24 protein-coding genes and 1 tRNA gene are annotated in these 21,437 nt (G+C 68.6%); 16 read left to right on the top strand and 9 right to left on the bottom strand.

Going from position 1 to position 21,437, the window contains the following annotated elements:
• Positions 1–58: 58 nt before the first annotated feature.
• Both LT972_RS04300 and LT972_RS04305 read left to right on the top strand, forming a co-directional pair.
• Positions 59–1,033 (top strand): HhH-GPD family protein, encoded by a 975-nt coding sequence (locus LT972_RS04300; RefSeq protein ID WP_232571968.1) that lies wholly within the window; start codon positions 59–61, stop codon positions 1,031–1,033.
• 41 nt (positions 1,034–1,074) lie between these two features.
• Positions 1,075–1,284 (top strand): YgaP family membrane protein, encoded by a 210-nt coding sequence (locus tag LT972_RS04305; RefSeq protein ID WP_232571969.1) that lies wholly within the window; start codon positions 1,075–1,077, stop codon positions 1,282–1,284.
• On the opposite strand, the gene LT972_RS04310 is transcribed toward LT972_RS04305, so the two are convergent.
• On the bottom strand, positions 1,285–1,737 hold the full coding sequence (locus LT972_RS04310; RefSeq protein WP_232571970.1) for a universal stress protein: 453 nt from the start codon (positions 1,735–1,737) through the stop codon (positions 1,285–1,287).
• 70 nt (positions 1,738–1,807) lie between these two features.
• On the opposite strand from LT972_RS04310, the gene LT972_RS04315 reads away from it, so the two are divergent.
• From LT972_RS04315 to LT972_RS04345, 7 genes are all read left to right on the top strand, one after another.
• Positions 1,808–2,383: an NADPH-dependent FMN reductase gene (locus LT972_RS04315; protein ID WP_232571971.1), complete on the top strand. Its 576-nt coding sequence runs from the start codon at positions 1,808–1,810 to the stop codon at positions 2,381–2,383.
• 136 nt (positions 2,384–2,519) lie between these two features.
• A complete protein-coding gene (locus tag LT972_RS04320) occupies positions 2,520–3,107 on the top strand; it encodes a thymidine kinase (protein ID WP_232571972.1) in 588 nt (195 codons plus the stop codon).
• A 21-nt stretch (positions 3,108–3,128) separates the two neighbouring features.
• Positions 3,129–3,731, top strand: a complete 603-nt coding sequence (locus tag LT972_RS04325) for a YIP1 family protein (RefSeq protein ID WP_232571973.1) — start codon at positions 3,129–3,131, stop codon at positions 3,729–3,731.
• A gap of 51 nt (positions 3,732–3,782) precedes the next feature.
• The gene (locus tag LT972_RS04330) at positions 3,783–4,019 is read left to right on the top strand and encodes a ferredoxin reductase domain-containing protein (protein ID WP_390226320.1); all 237 of its coding nucleotides are present in this window, start codon (positions 3,783–3,785) and stop codon (positions 4,017–4,019) included.
• 57 nt (positions 4,020–4,076) lie between these two features.
• Positions 4,077–6,272, top strand: a complete 2,196-nt coding sequence (locus LT972_RS04335) for an OB-fold nucleic acid binding domain-containing protein (protein WP_232571975.1) — start codon at positions 4,077–4,079, stop codon at positions 6,270–6,272.
• 58 nt (positions 6,273–6,330) lie between these two features.
• On the top strand, positions 6,331–6,897 hold the full coding sequence (locus LT972_RS04340) for a PH domain-containing protein (protein WP_232571976.1): 567 nt from the start codon (positions 6,331–6,333) through the stop codon (positions 6,895–6,897).
• A 41-nt stretch (positions 6,898–6,938) separates the two neighbouring features.
• Positions 6,939–8,585, top strand: coding sequence for a tRNA uridine(34) 5-carboxymethylaminomethyl modification radical SAM/GNAT enzyme Elp3 (locus LT972_RS04345; RefSeq protein ID WP_232571977.1), 1,647 nt, complete (start codon positions 6,939–6,941; stop codon positions 8,583–8,585).
• A gap of 153 nt (positions 8,586–8,738) precedes the next feature.
• On the opposite strand, the gene LT972_RS04350 is transcribed toward LT972_RS04345, so the two are convergent.
• Positions 8,739–9,392: a helix-turn-helix domain-containing protein gene (locus LT972_RS04350; RefSeq protein WP_232571978.1), complete on the bottom strand. Its 654-nt coding sequence runs from the start codon at positions 9,390–9,392 to the stop codon at positions 8,739–8,741.
• 177 nt (positions 9,393–9,569) lie between these two features.
• Between LT972_RS04350 and LT972_RS04355 the strand changes: the two genes are divergently transcribed.
• Positions 9,570–10,736 carry an FAD-dependent monooxygenase gene (locus tag LT972_RS04355; RefSeq protein WP_232571979.1) on the top strand — a complete coding sequence of 389 codons (1,167 nt, stop codon included), beginning with the start codon at positions 9,570–9,572 and terminating at the stop codon, positions 10,734–10,736.
• Positions 10,737–10,772: 36 nt separating this feature from the next.
• Here the strand turns inward: LT972_RS04355 and LT972_RS04360 are convergent, their stop codons facing one another.
• The 4 genes from LT972_RS04360 to LT972_RS04375 all read right to left on the bottom strand — a co-directional run bounded on the left by LT972_RS04360 (position 10,773) and on the right by LT972_RS04375 (position 13,518).
• Entirely contained in the window at positions 10,773–11,909 is a 1,137-nt protein-coding gene (locus tag LT972_RS04360) for a DUF63 family protein (protein ID WP_232571980.1), read from the bottom strand.
• Between the two features lie 44 nt (positions 11,910–11,953).
• Positions 11,954–12,403, bottom strand: coding sequence for an Lrp/AsnC family transcriptional regulator (locus tag LT972_RS04365; protein WP_232571981.1), 450 nt, complete (start codon positions 12,401–12,403; stop codon positions 11,954–11,956).
• A gap of 34 nt (positions 12,404–12,437) precedes the next feature.
• Positions 12,438–13,232 carry an inositol monophosphatase family protein gene (locus LT972_RS04370; protein ID WP_232571982.1) on the bottom strand — a complete coding sequence of 265 codons (795 nt, stop codon included), beginning with the start codon at positions 13,230–13,232 and terminating at the stop codon, positions 12,438–12,440.
• Positions 13,233–13,433: 201 nt separating this feature from the next.
• Positions 13,434–13,518, bottom strand: a tRNA-Leu gene (locus LT972_RS04375).
• Between the two features lie 132 nt (positions 13,519–13,650).
• On the opposite strand from LT972_RS04375, the gene LT972_RS04380 reads away from it, so the two are divergent.
• The gene (locus LT972_RS04380) at positions 13,651–14,277 is read left to right on the top strand and encodes a hypothetical protein (RefSeq protein ID WP_232571983.1); all 627 of its coding nucleotides are present in this window, start codon (positions 13,651–13,653) and stop codon (positions 14,275–14,277) included.
• Between the two features lies 1 nt (position 14,278).
• Here LT972_RS04380 and LT972_RS04385 read toward each other — a convergent pair whose 3' ends face one another.
• From LT972_RS04385 to LT972_RS04395, 3 genes are all read right to left on the bottom strand, one after another.
• The gene (locus tag LT972_RS04385) at positions 14,279–15,082 is read right to left on the bottom strand and encodes a SipW-dependent-type signal peptide-containing protein (protein WP_232571984.1); all 804 of its coding nucleotides are present in this window, start codon (positions 15,080–15,082) and stop codon (positions 14,279–14,281) included.
• An 89-nt stretch (positions 15,083–15,171) separates the two neighbouring features.
• A complete protein-coding gene (locus LT972_RS04390) occupies positions 15,172–16,302 on the bottom strand; it encodes a SipW-dependent-type signal peptide-containing protein (protein ID WP_232571985.1) in 1,131 nt (376 codons plus the stop codon).
• A gap of 87 nt (positions 16,303–16,389) precedes the next feature.
• Positions 16,390–17,661 (bottom strand): SipW-dependent-type signal peptide-containing protein, encoded by a 1,272-nt coding sequence (locus LT972_RS04395; protein ID WP_232571986.1) that lies wholly within the window; start codon positions 17,659–17,661, stop codon positions 16,390–16,392.
• Between the two features lie 449 nt (positions 17,662–18,110).
• On the opposite strand from LT972_RS04395, the gene LT972_RS04400 reads away from it, so the two are divergent.
• From LT972_RS04400 to LT972_RS04420, 5 genes are read left to right on the top strand one after another with little or no spacing between them, the layout of a single operon-like run.
• Entirely contained in the window at positions 18,111–18,683 is a 573-nt protein-coding gene (locus LT972_RS04400) for a DUF7344 domain-containing protein (RefSeq protein WP_232571987.1), read from the top strand.
• 5 nt (positions 18,684–18,688) lie between these two features.
• The gene (locus tag LT972_RS04405) at positions 18,689–19,246 is read left to right on the top strand and encodes a signal peptidase I (RefSeq protein WP_232571988.1); all 558 of its coding nucleotides are present in this window, start codon (positions 18,689–18,691) and stop codon (positions 19,244–19,246) included.
• Complete coding sequence (locus LT972_RS04410; protein WP_232571989.1) at positions 19,243–20,067, top strand: hypothetical protein; 825 nt, start codon at positions 19,243–19,245, stop codon at positions 20,065–20,067. The genes LT972_RS04405 and LT972_RS04410 overlap by 4 nt, the downstream gene beginning before the upstream one ends.
• Positions 20,068–20,105: 38 nt before the next feature.
• On the top strand, positions 20,106–20,336 hold the full coding sequence (locus tag LT972_RS04415; RefSeq protein WP_232571990.1) for a DUF1918 domain-containing protein: 231 nt from the start codon (positions 20,106–20,108) through the stop codon (positions 20,334–20,336).
• Positions 20,337–20,381: 45 nt separating this feature from the next.
• Positions 20,382–21,377, top strand: a complete 996-nt coding sequence (locus LT972_RS04420) for a DUF5784 family protein (protein ID WP_232571991.1) — start codon at positions 20,382–20,384, stop codon at positions 21,375–21,377.
• The last annotated feature ends 60 nt before the right edge of the window (positions 21,378–21,437 follow it).

A 21,437-nucleotide genomic window follows, 5' to 3' on the forward strand; every position in this document is an offset into this window, starting at 1 on the left:
GTTCGCAGCGCGTGCGGAACCACAACCACCAAGCGAGACACGCGCCAACCGTCGGGCAATGAGTGAGTCGGCGGAGTGGACGCTCCCGGGGGACGCGGACGCGGTGCGGGACGCGCTGGTGTCGTGGTACGAGACCGACCACCGCGAGTTCCCGTGGCGGCGGACCGACGACCCGTACGCGATTCTCGTCTCCGAGGTGATGAGCCAGCAGACCCAACTCTCCCGCGTGGAGGAGGCGTGGGACGCCTTCCTCGACCGGTGGCCGACGACGGCCGACCTCGCGGCCGCCGACCAGAGCGACGTGGTGGGGTTCTGGTCGCGACACAGCCTCGGGTACAACAACCGCGCGACGTATCTCCACGAGGCCGCCCAGCAGGTCGAAGAGGGAGAGGTCGGTCCGACGGACCGACCTCACGAAGACGGCGAAGCCGTCGAAGCCGGCGGCGAGTTCCCCGAGACGCCGGCCGAACTCTCCGAGTTGATGGGCGTCGGCCCGTACACCGCGAACGCGGTGGCGTCGTTCGCGTTCGACAACGGGAACGCCGTCGTCGACACGAACGTCAAGCGCGTGCTCTATCGGGCGTTCGACGTGCCCGACGACGACGCGGCGTTCGAGGAAGCGGCCAACGAACTGATGCCCGAGGGCGAGTCCCGCGTCTGGAACAACGCCATCATGGAACTCGGCGGGGTCGCCTGCGGGAAGCGTCCGGCCTGCGACGACGCCGGGTGTCCGTGGCGCGAGTGGTGTTCGGCGTACGCCGACGGCGACTTCTCCGCGCCGGACGTGCCGAAGCAGTCCACCTTCGAGGGGAGCCGCCGGCAGAAGCGCGGCCGGGTCGTCGGCGCGCTCCGCGAACACGGCGAACTCGAACTCGACGAACTCGGCCCGCGAGTGCGCGTCGACTACGCGCCCGAGGGCGACGGCGACGGGAGCAGGGAGTGGCTCCGCGGCCTCGTCGACGACCTCGCGGACGACGGTCTCGTCGAGGTCGAGGACCGAGCGGACGCGACGGTCGCGCGACTCGCGTCCTGACCGCCGGAACGCTTTTGCGAGATGTGTACAAATCTATAGGTATGGAGCAGAACGTCGGCTCGACAGACAGTCTCGTGCGCGTACTGCTCGGCGCCGTCCTCGGCGTCGTCTCGCTCGCCATCCTCGGCGACTACGTGGACGCCGCGCCGATTCTGTCGCCGATTCTCGGCGTCGCCGCCGTCGCGCTCCTCGCGACCGGCCTCACGAGCACGTGTGGTCTCTACTCGCTGCTCGGCGTGCGGACGAACTGACTACTCCTCGTCCTCGTCCTCGTCCTCGTCCTCGCGCTGCCGGACTGTCAACACCGGCACGTCCGCGGTCCGCACCACGCGCTCGGTGACACTCCCGAGGAGCGCCCGGTCCAGTCCGCGCCGGCCGTGTGTCCCCATCACGACGACGTCGATGGCGTTGTCCTCGACGTAGTTCAGAATCGTCCGGTAGACGCCGCCCTGCATCACCACGCCGACCGCGTCGACGCCGCGCTCGGCCGCGCGCTCGACGACCGCGTCGACGACCGTCTCGCCCTCGGCTTCGAGCGGATCCACGACGCTGTCCTCGAAGGTCACCGTGCTGTACTCCGTGGTGTCCGCGACGTACAGGACGTGGAGCGTCGCTCCGTAGTGGTCCGCGAGGTCCACCGCGTTCGCCACCGCCGCGTCCGCGGCGTCGCTCCCGTCCGTCGGTAGGAGGATGTCGTCGTACACGCCCGGCGATTCACTCGCCACCACCATAAATGCGGGTAGGCTTTTGGCGGGGGCTCCCGACACTCGCCACATGACCGACACGACCGTCGTCGGCGTCTGCGGCAGTCTCCGCGACGCCAGCGTCTCTCGAATCGCGCTCCGCACCGCACTCGACGCGGCCGCGTCCCGCGGCGCGGACACAGACCTCGTGGACCTCCGCGAACTGGACCTCCCGGTGTACGACCCCGACGCCGACGAACCCGGCGACGCCGCCGACCTCACCGAGCGCGTGCGCCGCGCCGACGCCGTGATTCTCGCGTCACCGATGTACCACGGCAGTTACTCGTCGCCGATGAAGACCGCCATCGACTACTGCGGGTTCGACGAGTTCGAGGACAAGACCGTCGGCCTGCTCGCCGTCTCCGGCGGCAGTTTCCCCATCACCGCGCTCGAACACCTCCGGTCGGTCATGCGAGCGCTCGACGCGTGGGTGCTCCCGTATCAGGCCGCCGTCCCGAACGCCTCCTCCCGCGTCGAAGACGGCGAGTTCGCCGACGGTGACCTCGAAGACCGCGTCGCCACGCTCGGCGAGCGCGTCGTCCAGTACGCCAACATCGAACCCGACCCGCGCTCCTTCGAGAGCGAACAGAACGCGGGCGGGGACTAGCGCGGGTCGGCGCGAGCGAATCGAGCGAGTGAGATCCGTGGGAGCGCGAACGGCGAGCAGAGCGAGCCGCGAACAGCGACACCAAGCGGGGAGCGAAGAGCAAGCGTTTTGGACGCGGCACCGCCCCCTCTCTGCTATGCACGCCATCACGAACTCCGGGTGGGTGGAGGTCATCACGGGGTCGATGTTCTCCGGGAAGACGGAGGAACTCCTGCGGCGACTGCGGCGCGCGGAAATCGCGGGCCAGGACGTCGCGGCGTTCACGCCCGCGGTCGACGATCGGTACGGCGAGGCGACGCTCGGGTCGCACGCGGGTCGCTCGTGGGAGGCCGACGTCGTTGACACCACCGCCGAAGGCGTCTCGAAGATTCCGAGTAAACTCAACGGCGAGGAGGTCGTCGCCGTCGACGAGGCGAACTTCTTCCCGGACGAACTCGTCGAGGTCTGTCAGAACCTCGCGGCGGACGGCCGGCGCGTCGTCGTCTCCGGCACCGACCAGACGTACCGCGGCGAACCCTTCGACCCGGTGCCCCAGTTGATGGCCGTCTCCGAGTACGTCGAGAAGTTCCAGGCCATCTGCACGCAGTGCGGCGAGCCGGCGACCCGGAACCAGCGACTCATCGAGGGCGACCCCGCGCACTACGACGACCCGACCATCATGGTCGGCGCGGAGGAGTCCTACGAGGCGCGGTGCCGGAACTGCCACGTCGTGAAGCGGGACTGAGATGACGAACGAGGTGCGCCGATGACGACGTGGGTCGAACCCGAGGGCGGCCGCGAGCGCGGCGTCGTCGGGCTCGCGAAGTCGTTCACGCAGGTGCTCGTGAACCCCCGGACGTTCTTCGACGAGGCGGTGTCGCCGGGCGACCAGGCGCCCGGTCTCGTGTTCGGGATGGCCGTCGTCCTCGTCGCCGTGAGCACCCGGCTCGCGCTGAATCCGGGCGACGCGCTCGCGTTCCCGACCAGCGATTGGCTGTCTGGCCTCCTCACGGTCGCGCTCGTCGCGTTGCTCGCGACGCCCGCCGCCATCCACGCGCTGTCCGCCCTGGAGACGCTCGCGCTCGCCGTCGTCGCGCCCGAACGAGCCGGCGTCAGCGAGACCGTTCAAGTCATCGCGTACGCCGCCGCGCCCTGCGTCTTCGCGGGGCTCGGCGTCCCCGCGGTCACACTCGCCTGCGGCGCGTGGGCGTTCGCGCTCCTCGTCCTCGGGACGAGCGTCGTCCACGAGATTTCGCTCCCGCGGGCGTTCCTCGCCGCGGTCGTCCCCGGCGTCCTCGGGTTCGGCGTCGGCTTCGGCGCCTACCCCGCCGCCCAGAACCTCGCCGCCGAGTACGGGCTCGCACTTTAGGGACTGGGCGTCGAACGCCCGAACGTGCTGAACATCAACTTCTCCGAGTTCATGGTCGAACTGAAAGACGGCTCGATAAAGAACGTCGGCCCGGCGAACAAACACGCCGAGGCGAAACTGTTCGACGTGACCGACGCGGAAGCCCGCGAGTTCGGTGACAAGCGAGTGAAACTCGCGTTCGCCGACGACGACGGCAACGAGGTCGAGGTCGCGCTGTTCCCCGAGGACGTCCGGAGCGTGATGCGGGACGTGGAGGCCATGGAGGACGACAGCCCGGTCTTCGAGTAGTGCCGCGCGCGCGGCTTTCGATAATCGTTTACGGCAGCGACCGCTCTTTCGATGCAAATGGGTACCTGTATTGTCTGTGGCTCCTCCGTCGACGGTCACATCTGTGACACCCACGAGGAGGACGTCGCGTTCGAATTCCGAGGTAACTCTCCGAACCAACTCACTGCCGGGCGCTTCTACCGCGGCACCGTCGACGGCTTCGCCGAGTTCGGCGTGTTCGTCGACATCGGCGACTCCGTCACCGGCCTCCTCCACCGCAGCGAAGTGCCGGGCCGCGTCGAATCCCTCGACTGGGAGAGCGGCGACGACGTGTACGTCCAGGTGACGGACGTCCACGACAACGGCAACGTCGACCTCGGCTGGTCGATTCGGGAGACCGAGCGGGACTTCCGCGGCCACCTCGTCGACGACCCGAGCGCCGACTCGAACGCCGAACTCGTCGAGGAAACCGACGATAGCGAGTCCGAGGCCGATGCCGAATCCGACGCCGAGACCGAGACCGCCGACGGCGGTACGCCGGTCGCGGAGAGCGAGTCCGAATCGCACGACGAGGCTGTCGAGACCGAGGCCGACGACGAGAACGAGTCCGACGACTCCGGCTTCGAGTTCTCCGAGGGCGACGGCGACGACGACGTGCCGACGCCCGCCGTCGACGACGAGACGGGCTCCGAGAGCGAATCCGAGACCGAGGTGACGGAGTCCGAGCCCGACACGGACTCCGAATCCGACTCCGAAGCGACCGACGCCGACGACGATTCGGACGCACCCGAGCGCGTCTCGGTCGCGGACCTCGGCGAACACGTCGACGAGGACGTCACAATCGAGGGCGAAATCGCGAGCGCTCGCCAGACCAGCGGCCCGACGGTGTTCGAACTCGCGGACGAGACCGGCGTCGTGGACGTCGCCGCGTTCGTCGAAGCCGGCGTTCGCGCCTACCCCGAGACCGACGCGGGCGACGTGGTCCGCATCGCCGGCGAAGTCGAACGCCGCCGCGGCGAACTCCAGGTCGAGACCGAGGACCTCACCGAACTCGACGGCGAAGACGCCGACGCCGTCCGAGCCCGGATGGACGACGCGCTCGACGAGCGCGCCAGCCCCGAGGTCACCGACCTGCTCGCCGACGACGACGCCGTCGCCGCCATCCACGACGACCTCGTGGACGCCGCGACCGCCATCCGGCGCGCCGTCATCGACGCCCGCCCGGTCATCGTCCGCCACACCACGACCGTCGAGGGCTACGTCGCCGGCACCGCCATCGAGCGCGCGCTCCTCCCCCTCATCCGGGACGAGCACGCCCGCGAGGACGCCGAGTACCACTACGTCGACCGCCGCCCGCTCGACGACGCGTTCTACACCATCGACGACGCGACGGGCGACGTGACGAACATGCTCGAAGCCGCCGAGCGCCACGACGAGAAACACCCGCTGTTCGTGCTCGTCGGCGCCGGCTCCACGAGCGAGTCCACTGACGCCCTCGACCTGCTCGACATCTACGACGCGGACACCGTCGCAGTCGACGGCGGCTACGCCGACGACGCCGCCGGCATGGACGTGCTCGTCTCCCCGACCGCGGCCGGCGAGGACCCCGTGAACACGGGCGCGCTCGGCACGCAACTCGCCGCGCTCGTCAACGACGACGTGCGCGAGGACCTCTTCCACCTTCCCGCCGTCGCGTACTGGGAGGCCCTCCCGGACGCCTACGCCGACCTCGCGGACCAGACCGACTACGACCGCGGTCACCTCGGTGACCTCCGGGACGCCATCGCGCTCGAAGCGTTCTACCAGTCCTACGAGGACAAACGCGAACTCATCAGCGACCTGCTCTGGGGCGAGGCCGACGACTCGCTGGTCACCCACGTCTCCGACCAGTTCTCCGAGCGCCTCGACACCGAACTCGCGACCGCCGAACCCCACCTCTCGGTGCGCGGGATGGACGGCGTCGCGTTCGAGATTCTCGACGTCGACAAGTACACCCACGAGTACGACTTCCCGCCGGTCGACCTCCTGCTCGACGCGCTCCACCGCCGCGACGACCGCGCGGACGTGCTCGTCGGCGTGAGCGGCGACGAACTCCGCGTCCGCAGCGACGACGCGGTCGACGTGCGGGCGGTCGGCGAGCGCGTCGCCGACGAACTCCCGAACGCCGGCGTGACGCCGCGTGGCGCCCGCGACGGCCGCATCGAGTTCCTCTCCGGCGAGCAGGACGCTGTCGTCGACGCCGTCGTCGACGCCATCACCGACCAGCTCGCCTGATTCTCGCCGGCTGAGACGTTCCGGTACGTACTTTTTACGCACCCGCCCACCGTCGGGTATGCGAGAGGAAGGCGTCTGGTTCACTCCGGAGGAACTCGCCACCGTCAGGAACCGCGTTGCGGCCATCTTCGTCGCCGTGTTCGGACTCCCGGCAGTCGTGGTCTCTGCGGTCTTCGGCGCCGTCGTCGGCGTCGCCGTGGCCGCCGTCGTGGTCGCCGTCGGCGGCGCGCTCTGGTGGTACAACCGCGCGTTCGAACGCACGGCGGCGCTCCGGTTCACCGACGACGCGATTCAGTACCGGCGCGGCGTCTGGTTCCGCCAGCAGAGCGACGTTCCCTACCGCCGCATCACGAACGTCACGACCAGTCAGGGCCCGCTCGAACGGTGGGTGGGCGCCGGCGGCGTCAGCGTCCAGACGGCGGGCCAGTCGGGGCAGACCGGCGCCGAACTCGCCGTCACCGGGCTCCCCGACTACGAGGCACTCAAGGAGCAACTGATGGCGAAGGTGCGAGCGACCGACGGTGCCGACGCGGCCGACGCTCCCGCCGGCCAACGCGAACCGGGGACGACCGCTGACGACGAACTGCTCGCGGAGGTGCGGCGCATCCGCGAACTCCTCGAATAGCAACGACACGCTTTTTCGCGCTCGGGCGCTGGTATCCAGCAATGAGCAGCGACGCCGACGGCGCGTTCGCGGACGCCTGCGAGGCGCTCGTCGACCGCATCCTCGAAGGTGACGTCGGCGAGGACGACGTGGAGAGCGCGAAACTGGACGTCTGTTCGGAGTATTCCGCGCCGAAAGTCCCGAAGCACTCGGACCTGCTGGACTTCGCGCCGGAGGGCCGCCGGGAGGAACTGGAGGAAGTCCTCCAGCGCAAGCCCGTGCGCACCGCGTCGGGCGTGACGCCGGTGGCCATCATGACGAGCCCGCACATGTGCCCACACGGCAAGTGTCTCTACTGTCCCGGCGGGCCGGCCTCGGAGTTCTCGTCGAGTCAGTCGTACACGGGCCACGAGCCGGCGGCGGCTCGCGGCGTGCAAAACGACTACGACCCCTACGGGCAGGTGACGCTCCGACTCCACCAACTACGGGAAATCGGGCACCCGGTGGACAAGGTCGAACTCATCCTGATGGGCGGCACGATGACCGCCCGGAGCCACGACTACCAGGAGTGGTTCGTGAAGCGCGCGCTGGAGGCGCTGAACGACTTCGACCCCGAGCAGGAGCCACAGCCCTCCGAGGAGGAGTCGTTCGCGCAGGACTACGAGGAGTACGACTACGAGTACCTCGAAGACGTCATCGCGGAGAACGAGTACGGGAACATCCGGAACATCGGCACGACGTTCGAGACGAAGCCGGACTGGTGTGACCCCGAGCAGGTCGACCGGATGCTCGACCTCGGCGGGACGAAAGTCGAGGTCGGCGTGCAGACGACCTACGAGCGCATCAACCGCGAGATGCACCGCGGGCACGGCGTGCAGGCGTCCGTGGACGCGAACCGGCGGCTGCGGGACGCGGCGTTCAAGGTCGGTTTCCACATGATGCCGGGTCAGCCGGGGATGACCAAGGAGATGTGCTTAGAGGACTTCCGGCGGCTGTTCGAGGACGAGAAGTGGAAGCCGGACTACCTCAAGATTTACCCGACGCTGGTCGTGCGCGATACCGTCACGTACGACATGTGGCGCAACGAGGAGTTCCAGCCGCTCCAGAACGAGGAGGCCGCCGAACTGGTCGCGGAAATCAAGGACATGATTCCGCGGTACACGCGCCTCCAGCGCGTCCAGCGAGATATCCCCGCGGACCACATCGACGCTGGCGTCTGGAAGTCGAATCTGCGCCAACTCGCGCGCCAGCGCATGGACGAGCACGGCTACACGTGTGACTGCATCCGGTGCCGGGAGGCGGGGATGAACGACGAGGACCCGGAGAACGTCGAACTCGACGTGTTGACATACGACGCCTCCGGCGGCACGGAGCACTTCATCTCCTTCGAGGACTTCGAGAAGGACCTGCTGGTCGGGTTCGCGCGCCTGCGCTTCCCGAACGACCCGGTGCGCCGCGAACTGGAGAACGCCGCGCTCCTCCGCGAACTCCACGTCTACGGGAGCGAAGTGGGCGTCGGCGAGGCGACCGCGGACGGCCAGCACCAACACCAGGGATACGGCCGTCGCCTGATGGCACGCGCCGAGGAGATGGCCGCCGACGCGGGCTACGACAAACTCTCGGTCATCTCCGGCATCGGCGCGCGCCAGTACTACAAGCAGAAACTGGGCTACCACCAGGACGGACCGTACGTCTCGAAGCGACTCTGAGCGTTCGCGCGATGGCGTTTCGCGGGCGCCGAGTTTGGGGTTGACTGGCGGCACAGCGGTTCGCGGGGCGATGCCGCGCTACCGTCGGGCGCCCCGCGGCAGTGTTCAGGTCACGCGCGCCGGTGGGCCGGCTCTCGCAGTTAAACCTCGGGGTCAGTCGGCGAGCGCGCCGAACACTCGGGCCTCTATCTTGCGGAGGTGTTCGCCGACTGTGGAGGGTGCGACGCCGAGTTCGTCGGCGAGGTCAGCTTGGCTGGCTGTCCGGGGTTGGCCGTAGTAGCCGAGCGCGACGGCGGCGTTCAGCACCTCCTGCTGGCGGGTGGTGAGGTGGCGGGAGAGCGAGCCCTCGTCGGGGTCGTAGTCGCCGGTTTCGAGCACTTCCAGCGAGATGGGGGCGTCGCGGGCGGCGGCGGCGAGCGCGCCGAGGTCGGCGTCACTCCCGACGTACGTGATGCGGAGCGCGCCGTCGTCGCGGATGCGTATCGGCGTCTCGACGACGGCGTCGCTCTCTCGGTGGCGTTCGAGGAGGCGGCGAGCGGTGTCGGTGGCGCGAGACTGACTGACCGCCATCCAGCGGTCGTCGCCGGAGACGAGGTAGTCCTCGACGTAGTCGGAGTCCGCCATGATGGCTTCGTAGCGGTCGCTGTCGCCGCTCCCTTCGGCGAACAGCAGGATGGTGTTGTCGGGGAGCAACTCGACGTGGTGGATGGCTTCCCTGGTGAGCGCCGGGTCGGCGGCGAGCCGTTCCGCGAGCGGGTGGAACGCGACGCCGTCGCCGGGGTGCGCGAGGACGGTGAGGTACCGCATCCGTGCGCTAGTTCGGTCGCGTTCACTTAATTGGCCGTGGATGGCCGGCAGTCGGTGCTTGCGCGGCGACACCCAAACGTCGGGTATGAGACGCGATTCGAGGTGTCGGTCGGTGGGACGGACCGAGAGCGAGACGCCGCCCCGGTTCGGGGTGGGGGCGGACCACGGGGTGCGTCGATGAGCGGGCCGAGCCCGGACGTGGCGGTCGTCGGCGGCGGCATCTGCGGACTGACGACCGCGCTGGGACTCGAACGCCGAGGCGTCGACGTGCGGGTCTACGAGGCCGCGTCGGCGTACCGGCCCGTCGGCGCGGGCCTGCTGGTGCAGGCGAACTCCCTGCTCGCGCTCGCCGAACTCGGCGTCGCCGAGCGCGTGAAGGAAGTCGGAAACTGCTTGCGGGACGGCGCGATTCGCGCGCCCGACGGCACCGACCTGCGAACCATCGACCTCGACAGGGTCGAACGCGCGGAGTTCGGACACGGGTTCGTCGCGGTCCACCGCGCCGACCTCCAGCGGGTTCTGCTCGACGCGCTCGACACCACCGTGGAGTTGGACAAGGAGTGCGTCTCGGTGACGGACGCAGCCGACCCGACGGTAGCGTTCGCGGACGGCACGCGCGTCTCCGCGGACGTGGTGGTCGGCGCGGACGGCATCGACTCGGCCGTGAGGGACGCCGTCGCGCCAGACGTGGAGACGCGAGCGCTCGACGGCGTGGTGTACCGGGGCGTCGCCGACGTGTCGCTGTCCGACCCGCACACTACTCGCGGCGTCGAGGTCTGGGGGGACGGCACGTACACCGGCGGCGCGTCACTCGGCGAGGACTCGTTCTACTGGTTCGCGACGCGCCCCGGACGCGCCGCCGCGGGAACCGAGCCGGCGGGCGACGCGCTCCCCGGGCTGCGCGAGCGGTACGCCTCGTTCCCCGACCCGATTCCGGCGGTGGTGAACGCACTCGACCCCGAGGACGTGTTCCGGTCGGGACTCCGCGACGTGCCGTCGCTCGACCGGTGGGTTCGGGGACGGGTCGCGCTCGCCGGCGACGCCGCCCACGGGATGCTCCCGTTCGCGGGGCAGGGCGCCGCACAGAGCATCGAGGACGCGGTCGTGCTAGCCGACTCGCTCGCGTCGTACTACGACACCGAGGCGGCGCTCGAAGAGTACGAGTGCGTGCGGAAACCGCGCGCCGATCGCGTTCGTGCGGAGTCCCACGTCCTCGGTCGTGTCGGTACGTCGCAGTCGGGCGTGGTCGCCGGCCTGCGGAATCGGCTGTTCTCGGTCGTGCCCGACCGCGTGTTTCGACGACTCCGGCGGCGGCGCGTGGCGGACACGACGCTCACGGCGTGAGCGACGGCGGAGAGAGCGAAAAACGAGTGGCGCGCGTCAGATGGCGAACGTCGCGCGGAGCATGTCCCGGCTGCCGGGGCCGAGACCGACCGCGAGCACGGCCAGCAGCATCAGCGTCGTGTACCGGGGCGCTTCCTCGCGGAGTTCCTCGTCGAACAGCGACAGCACGAAGATGACGGCGACGACTTTCACGACGAGGAACGGCCACGCGTCGCCCGTGAGTTGGATGACCGACGCCGGGAGGACGTCCTGGGTGATGTCCACGACGGCGGCGTTGAGCGGGTGTTTCGGGACGAGGTCGGCGCGCAGGCCGAGTTCCTTCGCCCAGTCGAGACCGACGACGTTCGCGACGCCGTCGACGGCGTGCCCCCAGAGGACGAGCGCGCCGGCGAGCGGCGTGCCGGCGGCGATACTCGGTAGGTAGCGCCGGACGGGAAGCCAGACGAGGACGGTGACGACGGTGGCGAGACCGAGCGTGAGCACGGTGAAGATAGGGTGGAACTCGACGTAGTCGGTGGTGACGGCGAGGTAGCCGAGGAAGCCGACCGTGGCCGCGAGGAGGACGGTGCCGATGCCGGCGAGCAGGCGGTAGCCGTCCTCGACGACGTCAGTGCGTCGCGCGAGGTAGATGGCGACCACCACCGCGGCGAGCGTGATGGCGAACATCACGAAGTAGATGACGGGACTGATGATAAGCGAGTTCAGCGGGTAGCCGATGAAGGGTTCGGCGCCCGCGGCGACCTCGGCGGCGTTGTTCGCGTCCTCGACGACGCGGAGCGCGCCGCCGAGCAGGACGAACGGGAACAGGGAGTAGAGGAACTGCATGCTCTCGCCGATTTCGAGGTGGTCGAGCAGGAAACTCACACCGACGAGCGAGACGAGCAGCGTGACGGCGTACCCGACCTCGGAGACGAGCGTGTAACCGGGGTACGCGACCGGTTCGCTGGCGGCGCGACACGTCGCGGACTCGTACAGCAGTTGGACGTTACCGCCGTTCCAGACGGCGCAGTGGGCGCCCTGCGCGTCGGCGTACACGGGGCCCCAGAAGTAGTGCCAGACGAAGCCGCCGTAGACGGTGTCCCGGAGGACGAGGGACCCGACGACGAGGGCACCGACGGCGGCGAGGACCACGGCAGTCCACGCGCGCTCGCGGTCGGTTTCGGGAAAGGCCATGGTGTGAGACGCGGGCGGGCGGGGTTTTACGGTTGCGGTCTCGGCTAGAGCGGGAGTTCCTTGGACTCGTACTCGGTGCCGAGCACGACCATCGTCTGAGAGCGCGCGAACCCGTCCATATCGGCGATGCGTTCGAACATGAGTTCCCGGAGGCTGTCAGTGTCTTCGGCGACGACGCGCAGGATGATGTCCCACTCGCCGGTCGTGAGGTTCACCTCCTGGACGCCGTCGACCGCCTTGAGTTGGTCGATAGCGTCCTCCTCGCCGCCCTGTTCGACGCGCAGGCCGACGACGGCGGAGGTGCCGAAGCCCGCGGCCTTCGGGTCGACGTCGGCGTGGTAGCCGCGGATGACGCCCGCGTCCTCCATGCGGTTGACGCGGTCGTGGACGGTCGCACTGGACATGTCTATCTCGCGGGCGATTTCGCTGAAGGGTTTGCGCGCGTTCGACTGGAGGGCGCGCAGAATCTCGCGGTCCGTGTCGTCGAGGTCCATAGCCGTGAGGTAGTGGCTGCGCAGTCCCAATAACTTACTCTTCGGGCCGTATTTCGCGGGTGACGTCGAGGACGACGTCGTGGGCTTCGCCGTTGGACGCGACGAGCCCCTCACAGTCCGGTTCCCAGCGGTCGCCGTGGACGTCCGTGACGACGCCGCCGGCCTGCCGGACCATGTGGACGCCGGCGACGGTGTCCCAGGGGTTCGCGTGGACGTTCGTAATCGTGGCTTCGAGTTGGCCGGCGGCGACCATCGAGAGCGCCGCTTGCGCGCAGCCGTACCGGCGCATGTCGCCGAACCGGTTGACGATGGCGGCGCAGGCGTCGGCGTACTCGTCACGCCGGTCGAAATCCCACCAGATGGTGGGCGCGACGACGAACGCCTCGGGGTCGTCCTTGTCGCTGACAGAGACCGGTTCGCCGTTCAGCGTGACGCCGTCGCTGCCGGCGACGTACGTGTCGCCGAGTGCGGGGAGGTGGTTCGCGGCGGCGAGCGTCTCGCGGTCCTCGACGGCGGCGACCGAGGTGGCCCAGTACTGGATGTCTCGGACGTAGTTGTTCGTGCCGTCGATGGGGTCGATTATCCACGCGGCGCCGGCGTCGGGGACGGACTTGAGTTCGTCTTCCTCCTCGCCGACGATGGCGTCCTCGGTGTGGGTCTCGCGGACGACCTCGATGACGCGGCGCTGGGCGTTCCGGTCGGCCTGCGTGACCACGTCGGTCTTCCCCGACTTGGTCTCGACGGGGATGCCAGTGCGGAACGCCTCGTGTGCCACTTCGCCGCCGGCGCGCGCGGCGCGCTCGGCGACGGAGACGTAGTCGTCGTTCATGTCACCCGGGACGCACCTGTCGCTGAAAGAGCCGTCGTTTCTCCCACAGAAGCGTTTTTGCGAGGGAAGTCCGCCTCGCGGACTTCCGCATCCCGCGGCGCGCGAGCGCCGGCGATGCGAGGGAAGGGATTCGAACTTCCGTCGGTGGTCCGACGGCGTTCGAACCCTCCTGCATCCACCCCGTGCGTCGCACGGGCACGATGCGAGGGAAGGGATTCGAACCCTCGAACTCCTACGAGAACGGATCTTGAGTCCGTCGCCGTTGGCCGAGCTTGGCTACCCTCGCACGCGGCAGTATCTCGGCGTCTTTCGGGTTTAGGCGTTGCGAATCAGCGCGCTGTGGTTCCGACCGTGTGAACGGGTGGCAATGCTTATGCGGCGACGGCGGGAACGTGTCGACGGTGACCGTCGAGAGACCATGGTTTCGTGGATAGACCCCCACGACTCGAAGGCCGAAGCGTGGGGCGGGAACCGCGACGTGTCGATGCCGGAGGCCATCGAGTCGACCGAGGAACGCGCCCACCGCGTCGAACTCCCGTTCCAGTACCGCGAACACCGGTCCTACGAACGGACGCTCGACGGCGTCGAAATCGGGGGCGTCACCTACCCGTCCGGGAACTTCGTCGTGAACGGCGGCATCGCCGCCGACCGCACGCTGAAACTCCACGCCCGCGGCCTCCTCTGGCAGCGCGACAGCGGCGAGAACGCGCGCCGGTTCAAGATGCAGTTGGTGCGCGACCCGCCCGTGACCGACAGCGTGCCGTTCGGCGACTACCGGTCGTGGGAACGGTTCCAGCTCGGCGAGGTGAACGTCGACGACGTGACCGGACCGTCTTTCGACCCGGACCCGTCGACGAACGAGACGCGCCGCGACTCGACGCCGTTCGGTGACCTGCTCGAACCGCTGAAGCGCCGCGTCGCGGAACTCGAACTCGTCCGGAACCCCGCGTTCGCGAAGTACCGACTCGAAGAGCGCGACGAGTGGGAGACCTACGGCGCGGTGTTCCGGTGGCAGGCCAACGCCTTCCAGCAGCGCGTCTCGTAGGTCAGTCGCCCGCGAACGGGTTGTGGTTCTCGGGCGTGTCGACGTGCCGGCTCTGCACGGCGCCGAACGACAGCGAGAACGTCAGCTCGTCGCCCTGAATCTGGTTCCCGACGGACTCGGGGAGCCACCAGTGGAAGTTTATCAGGTAGACGCTGCCCGCGGTGAAGTCCTGGGTCTCGCTGTTGAACGCGCCGTAACCGCCGTCGAGCAGGTAGCCGTCCTCGGCCGCGTCGGCGAGCCCCGCGAACGACCCGATGAAGTAACACTCGTCTTGCTCGAAGTCGTCCTCGTCCGGGCAGTCCTCGCGAACGAACTGCTCGGACTCGCTCTCCAGAGTGGCGCTACCGGCGAGGTAGGTGTGGGGTTTGACGACGGTCTGTATCTCGTCGGCGAGTTCGCCGACTGGTTTCCCGTCCTCGCCGGGCGCCTCCTCTTCCGGTTCTTCGAGTCCGTTCTCGGCGTTGTCCGTCACGTCGACGGTCGCCCACACGTACGCGGGGTTGTCCTCGACGTGGATACCGATCACGCCGCCGCCGCAGTCGCCCGGCTTCAGGTCCCCAATCTGGAAGATGGGGCCGTCGCCGTTGTCCGGGCGCCGCGTACTCTCTCGGCTCTCCCGCCCGTGGTAGTACTTCACCCAGCCGAGTTCGAGGTCGAGTGTCCCCGCGGTCACGGAGTTGTCCTCGCTGGATTCCTCGTCGGAGAGCAGCGCCATCGTGCCGGTGCCGGCGACGCCGAGGCCCGCACCGATGGTGCCGACGCTCGCGAGCAGTCGCCGCCGCGTGAGTTTCGGTGTGTCTCGCATGTGTATCGCCCCCTCGTGGGGAGACCCACCGGCGGTGTCGAACCGCCGTCCCGGCCGCCGCTCGCGCGGTCCGGAGTGGGCGTCGCCGACTACTCCGGCGCGTAGGGGTTCGCCGGGTCGTCGTTGTGGCGGCACTGCTGGGCGTAGAACTCCAGGTCGAAGGCCACCGAGTCGCCCTGGACCTCGTTCCCGACCGTCTCCGGGAGCCGCCACGAGAACCCGATGTACTGGGTCGTCGAGTTCGGCCAGCACTCGCCGTCGCCGTCGTCTCCGTTCCCGCCGTTGCCGTTGTCGCCGTCCGGACATCGGTAGAACGTCGCGTTGCTGATATCGCCGTACTGGTTGTTCGGGACGCCCTCCGGTTGCTCGTCGGGCAGACAGATTTCGTCGGTCGACGCCGACACCTCCGCGAGGTAACAGCCGTTCGCGGCCTTCAGCGTGACGTGCGTCGTACCCGGCGGGAGCGGGTCGGGTTCGTAGCAGAACCCCGAGAGCCCGGTCGGCGTCGCCAGTACGTCCGGGTCGTCACAGGGCACGAACTCGATGCACTGCTCTTCCTGCGGGCCGCCCGTGGCCTCCCCGACGTACTCCGCTGTCACGCTCTCGGTCTGACTCGCGCCCGCGGTCGGTTCGACGGGAACGCCGTCCCCGACTTGGTTGTCGAGCAGGACACCGGTCGACAGTTTGTCGAGTACCTCCTGGAGCGTCCCACTGGAGATGATGACCTCGCCGGGTTCGAGTTCGTTGTTGCCGCCGTCTTCCTCCTCGTCGGTGCCGTCGTACCAGACGTCCACGAGAATCTCGTCGGCGAGGTCGCCCTCCCTCGCCCCGCCGGTGTCGTCGACCTCGCCCTCCGGCTCGGTGAGGCCGTTGTCGTGGTTCGCCGTCAGGTCGCCCGCCATGTGGACGTACGAGGGGTTCTCGAAGACGTGGAGGCTGATGGTCGCCTCCCCCCAGTCGCCCGGCTTCACGTCCCCGAGGTCGAACACCGGTCCGGGGGCGTCGGTCAGCGCCTGGCGCTCCACTTTCTCGCCGTTGTAGTGCTCCGTCCAGTCTATCTTCAAGTCCAGTTCGCCGGCGGTGACCGCGTTCCCCTCCGAGGACTCCGTATCGTTGAGGAACGCCATCGTGCCCGTGCCGCCGAGCGCGGCACCGGCGCCGATGCCGCCGAGGCCGGCGAGCAGTCGCCGTCGCGTGAGTCGGGGTGTGTCGTCTGTCATTGGAATCGCCCCGCGTGGGGAAGACCCACCGGCGGAGTCGAACCGCCGTGCTCCGAGTGGGTCGAGGCGGGTGGTTGGGTGACCGGACTACAGTTCGACGAGGTTGCCGCCGTCGTCCCACGGCTTGCCGTCGCCGGAGCCGGTGATGGAGCCGATGCTGATGGAGTTCGCGTCGCCGTCCACCTTCGTCACGTCGAGACCGAGCGCACAGATTTCGTTGTCCGCGAGGTAACTCGACGGCACCGTGATGGTGAACTGGTCGTCGCCGGCGCTGGTCGAGTAGCCGGACCCGAGGTCGTCGAAGTCCTCCCACGACCCGCCGTTCTCCTGGCGGCTCCCGTCGGCGTACGGGACGTTCCCGTCGCTCGCGGAGGAGTACCGGAGTTGCGTGACCCAGTTGCCCGCCGAGTCGCCGAGGAAGATTTCGGCGTGGTTCGCGGTATCCGGACTGCCGTCCGGGAAGACGCCGTCAGGTACCTCCACCATGAACGACGTCGTGCTGTCGTTATGCGTGGCGTCCACGCTGAGGTCGCCCTGCGAGACCGGCAGGTCGACGACGCCGTTCCCGTCACAGCTACGCAGGCCGTCCTGCTTCCACGGGTTGTCCGGATTCCGGTTGTGGCGCTTCTGCTCGGCGTAGAAGTCCATGTCGAAGGACAGCGAGTCGCCCTGAATGACGTTCCCGACGTGCTTCGGGACCTTCCAGCAGAAGCCGAAGTAACAGACTCGGTTTCGCTTCTTCGCGCCGAGGTACTTGCCGTCCTTGAAGTGGTAGAGGGCGTCCTTCATCGAGCCCTTGTAGTAGCAGTACTCGCCGTCGCCGTCCTCGGACATCGTGAACTCGTCCATCGACGGCCGACTGTCGGCGTCGATGAGCGCCTGCGCGTTCTGCTCTTTCTTGAAACACCCGAGCGGGAACGCGACGAACTTGGTCTTCTTCGCGAGTTCGCCCTTGTCCTTGGTGTCGTCGACTTCGTACTCGGGTTCCGTCCGGCCGTGTTCGTGGTTCTCGACGTCGCTGGTACGGAACCAGACGTGCGCGGGGTTCCCGCTGAGGTGGACGCTGACGACGCCACAGCCCCAGTCGCCGGGCTTCACGTCGTCGAGTTCGAACATCGGGCCGGCGTCGTTGGTCGGCGGCTGTTTGTCCCACCCGCGGTCATGCTTGTTGCCGTGGTAGTAGTGCTCCCAGTCGAGTTTCAGGTCGAGCGTACCCGCGGTCATCATGTTCCCTTCCGAGGACTCCTCGTCGGAGAGGAACGCCATCGTGCCTGTGCCGCCGAGCGCGGCACCGGCGCCGATGCCGCCGAGCCCGGCGAGTACTCTGCGTCGCGACAGTTGGAATTTGTCGTCTGACATGGTTCGTGTGTGGGCTCCAGCGGGCCGCCGCCGGGTGGCGTCGGCCGCGCCGGAGTACGCTCTCTGCTTGCCGGGACACACCAGTATATATGAGCGAGTTGACGGTTCGATACGGTCGGCGAGAGCGCAGCGATGGTCAGCGTAGGAAGCCATACGGTCGTCGTTAGCCGCGTCAGGCGCTCGCTACCGTCGTTCGCGCGAACGGTTGTCGGTGGCTAACGGCGTTTTCGACGCCGATAGTGGCGTTTAGTGACCGGTTCGTAGGTGGTAACTACAGCGCGGTCACTCGGCCGAAATCCGATAATCGGCCCATAACAAACCGGGAAGTCGGGAACTATTCGCGTGGTTGAGAACATGATATTTCGACAGCACTCGCAGCCGAACACGGGGCCGGGCCGTCCGCGTCCGGGTTCACGCCGCGCCCGAGCCGCGGTGGAGGTGGTGGTAGCGTGAGCACCGCCACACCGGTCCAGCAGCCGACCGAAGGCGACCGCGCCGGCATCACGCAGGAAGCCGCGTTCGACGTGTTGAGCTGCCAGCGACGCCGGTACGTGCTCCACCACCTGCTCGGCGGGGAGCCGACCGCCGAACTGCGCGAGCTGTCCGAGCAGGTGGCCGCGTGGGAGAACGACGTCCCCGTCGAGACGGTGACCTACGACCAACGCATGCGCGTCTACACGTCCCTGCGGCAACTCCACCTCCCGAAACTCGACGGCGAGGGGCTCGTGGACTTCGACGAGAACCGCGGCACCGTCTCGCTGACCGAGGACGCCAGCGAACTGGAGTTCTACCTCGAAGTCGTGCCACACGAGGAGATTCGCTGGAGCAAGTACTACCTCGGGCTGGCGACGCTGGCGGTGGCCACTGTCGTCGCCGCCGGCGTCGGTGTCGTCCCGCTCGCCTCGATTCCGGCGTCAGCGTGGAGCATCGCCGTCGCGGGCGTCTTCTGGGTGTCGGCCGCCGTCCACACCCAACACGACGCGAACAACCGACTCGGCGCCGGCGAGGAGCCGCCGACGTGACCGCCATGCCGGATGTCCGCCGCGCCCTCCACGTGGTCGGTATCGTCGTGTTGGTCGCCGCCGCCGGCGTCACCGCCGTCGTCGCCGCGCCACAGGTCGTCGGCGCCGACGAGAGTTACGTCGTCGTCTCCGGGAGCATGCGCCCGACGCTTCAGGCGGGCGACGTGGTGGTCGTCTCGTCGACGGCGCCCGCGAACGTCGACAGCGGCGACGTCGTCGCGTTCGACCGCATCGCGGGCGACGGGAAGCGCACGACCCACCGGGTCGTGGAGGTGATAGAGCGCGACGGCCAGCGGTACTTCCGGACGAAGGGTGACGCGAACGAGGAGGCCGACCGCCGGCTCGTGCCCGAGGACGCGCTCATCGGCAGGATGGCGTTCTCGATTCCGTACGTCGGCTGGGCGTTCTCCTTCGCCAGCACGGACACCGGCACGCTCGCGTTCGTGGCGGTTCCGGGCGTCCTGCTGGTGGTCTCGGAGTTGTGGTCGCTCGTCGCGGCGGCCCGCGGTGGCGGGTCGGAGAGCGACGGGAGCGCGGAGCACACGGGTGAGTCCGGCAGATGAGCGACTGGTGGCGGCTGGCCTGTGTCTCGGTGTCGCTCGCGGTGCTCGTGTGGGCGGCACTCGGCCCCGGCGGGCTCGCGTCGACGACCGGTCTCCAGCACGACACCGAGTCCACGAACGCGTCGTTCGCGGGCGCGGACGACCTGACGGTCGAGGCGACGTCGGTCACGGTGGCGCCGGGCGCGCTCGCGTCGAACGCCTCGGGGGACGTCACCGTCTCGATGCGGGTGCCGTCGCCCGAGCGCGTGAACGAGTCGTCGCTCGCGGTGACGTTCGCCGGCGCGTCGGCGACGCTGGACGTTCCCGCGTCCGCGGTGACCTGCGACGACGAGTGTCGAATCTCGCTCTCCGAGGAGCGCGTCGCGTCTCTCGCCGACGGCACCGGAAAGCGCGAACTCGTCGTGCTGGGCTGGTGGGAGTACGACCGCCAGTTCGTCGCGCGAGCGCAGGTCACGATTCGCGGAGAGCGCGGCGCGGCACCGGCTGGCAACGGAACGACGACCGGGAACGGGACGACCAACGCGACGACGACGGCGAACGCGACAGCAACGACCACCGAAACGACGACGAACCGGACGGCGACGACGACGGCAAACACCACGACGCAGACGACGACTGCGACGACACCCACACAGACGACTACGACAACCACAACGACCACGGCCACTGAGACGACCGAGCGCACGACGACGGAGACTTCGACCACGACGACCACCGAATCTACGACTTCGACCAGCGCCGCGACCACGACGGCGGCGAACCGGACGGACACGACCGCTGCCAGCGTCCGCGGCCTACCGTCGCTCGCGGGGTCCGGGTAGCCGAAAACGCCAAGCACCTTCGCACGTTACAAGTTAGCATGCAACACGAAGTGGCGCTGCGGCGCGGAGAGAACGTCCGCGTGGCCCGCCAAGACCCCGAAAAGGCGAAACTCGCGGTGTACGGCTACGACCACCACCAGCACTTCGGCGACGACGGCGTCGTCACCGAGATTCGGGAGACCGAAGACGGAACGTGGTACGTCGTCCGGTTCGACGACTACGGCAGGGACGCCGTCGCCTACCGCGCTCACGAACTCGAAGTGGCGTGACAGCGGGGACGAAAGCGGTATCAGGTCGCCCGACCTAGTGACTGCGTGGCGAAACCGTTGCGCTTCCGGCGGTCGCGGGAATCGTGGAACAGCGGCCGCGTCGCCGACCGCATCCACAAGCCGCTGGACGACAACCTCGGCGCGGCGATGACGGCGCCGTGGTTCAGTCCCCCGGACGGCTACGAGGCGCGGCGGTTCGAGGTTGAGAACGGCGACACCGCGCTGTTCGCGTGGAACGGCGACGGCGGCTGGTGGCTCGGAAACACCGAGACGCCGGAAGTGCTCTGGCGAACGAACAAGCAGTCGTTCGCGGAGGCGCCCTACGACGTGAGCGCGTGGGCCCAACGCGAGTTCATCGCGGAACTCCACGAGGACGCGCCGTTCCTCGAACCCTACCCATACCTGTCGTGGTTCTTCCTGCCGGTGTTCTGCTCGAAGGACGGCCGCGAGACGACTCGCGAGTTCTTCGCCGAACACGCCGGCGGCTTCCCGGACGCGTCCAGCGAGGCCGCCCTCGACTTCTACGAGTCGTTCCTGCAGACCGGCGTCTTCGACGACTACCGGCACGTGATGGCCGGCAAACTCGGCACCTCGGAGTTCCTCGACGTGGCGCGCGCGAACGGCGCGATGGGCGAGTTCAACGCGGCGTGGCTCCTCCGTGAGGCGGGCTACGACGTGACCCCGGAAATCGAGGTGTCGACCGGACACTCGCTGGACTACCGCGCGGACCGCGACGGCGAACACGGCGTGCTCGTCGAGGTCACGCGCCCCGTGCCGACGAACGACCGCGCGGCGCACACGCCGGTCGCCGCCGTCAAAGACACCGCACAGACGAAGACCAGCGGCCAACTCGACCGGCACGGCGGCGGCGCGGTGCTGTTCGTGGACTGCTCGTCGTTCCCGGACGACGAGTGGCACCAGATTCGCGGCGAGAAGCCCGAAGTCCACCACCGGCCGGCGGTCGTGTTCCGGGTGCGCCCCGACGGCTCCGTCGAGGGGTACACGAAGGGGTCGGTTCCCCTCGACCTCCCGCAGTTGTAGGGCTGCTCGACACCGCCCACCGCCTCCCCGGTTTCCGCACCTTCTTACGCGAGGACGCCT

The organism is Halobacterium litoreum (assembly GCF_021233415.1).
GTDB classification, from domain to species: domain Archaea; phylum Halobacteriota; class Halobacteria; order Halobacteriales; family Halobacteriaceae; genus Halobacterium; species Halobacterium litoreum.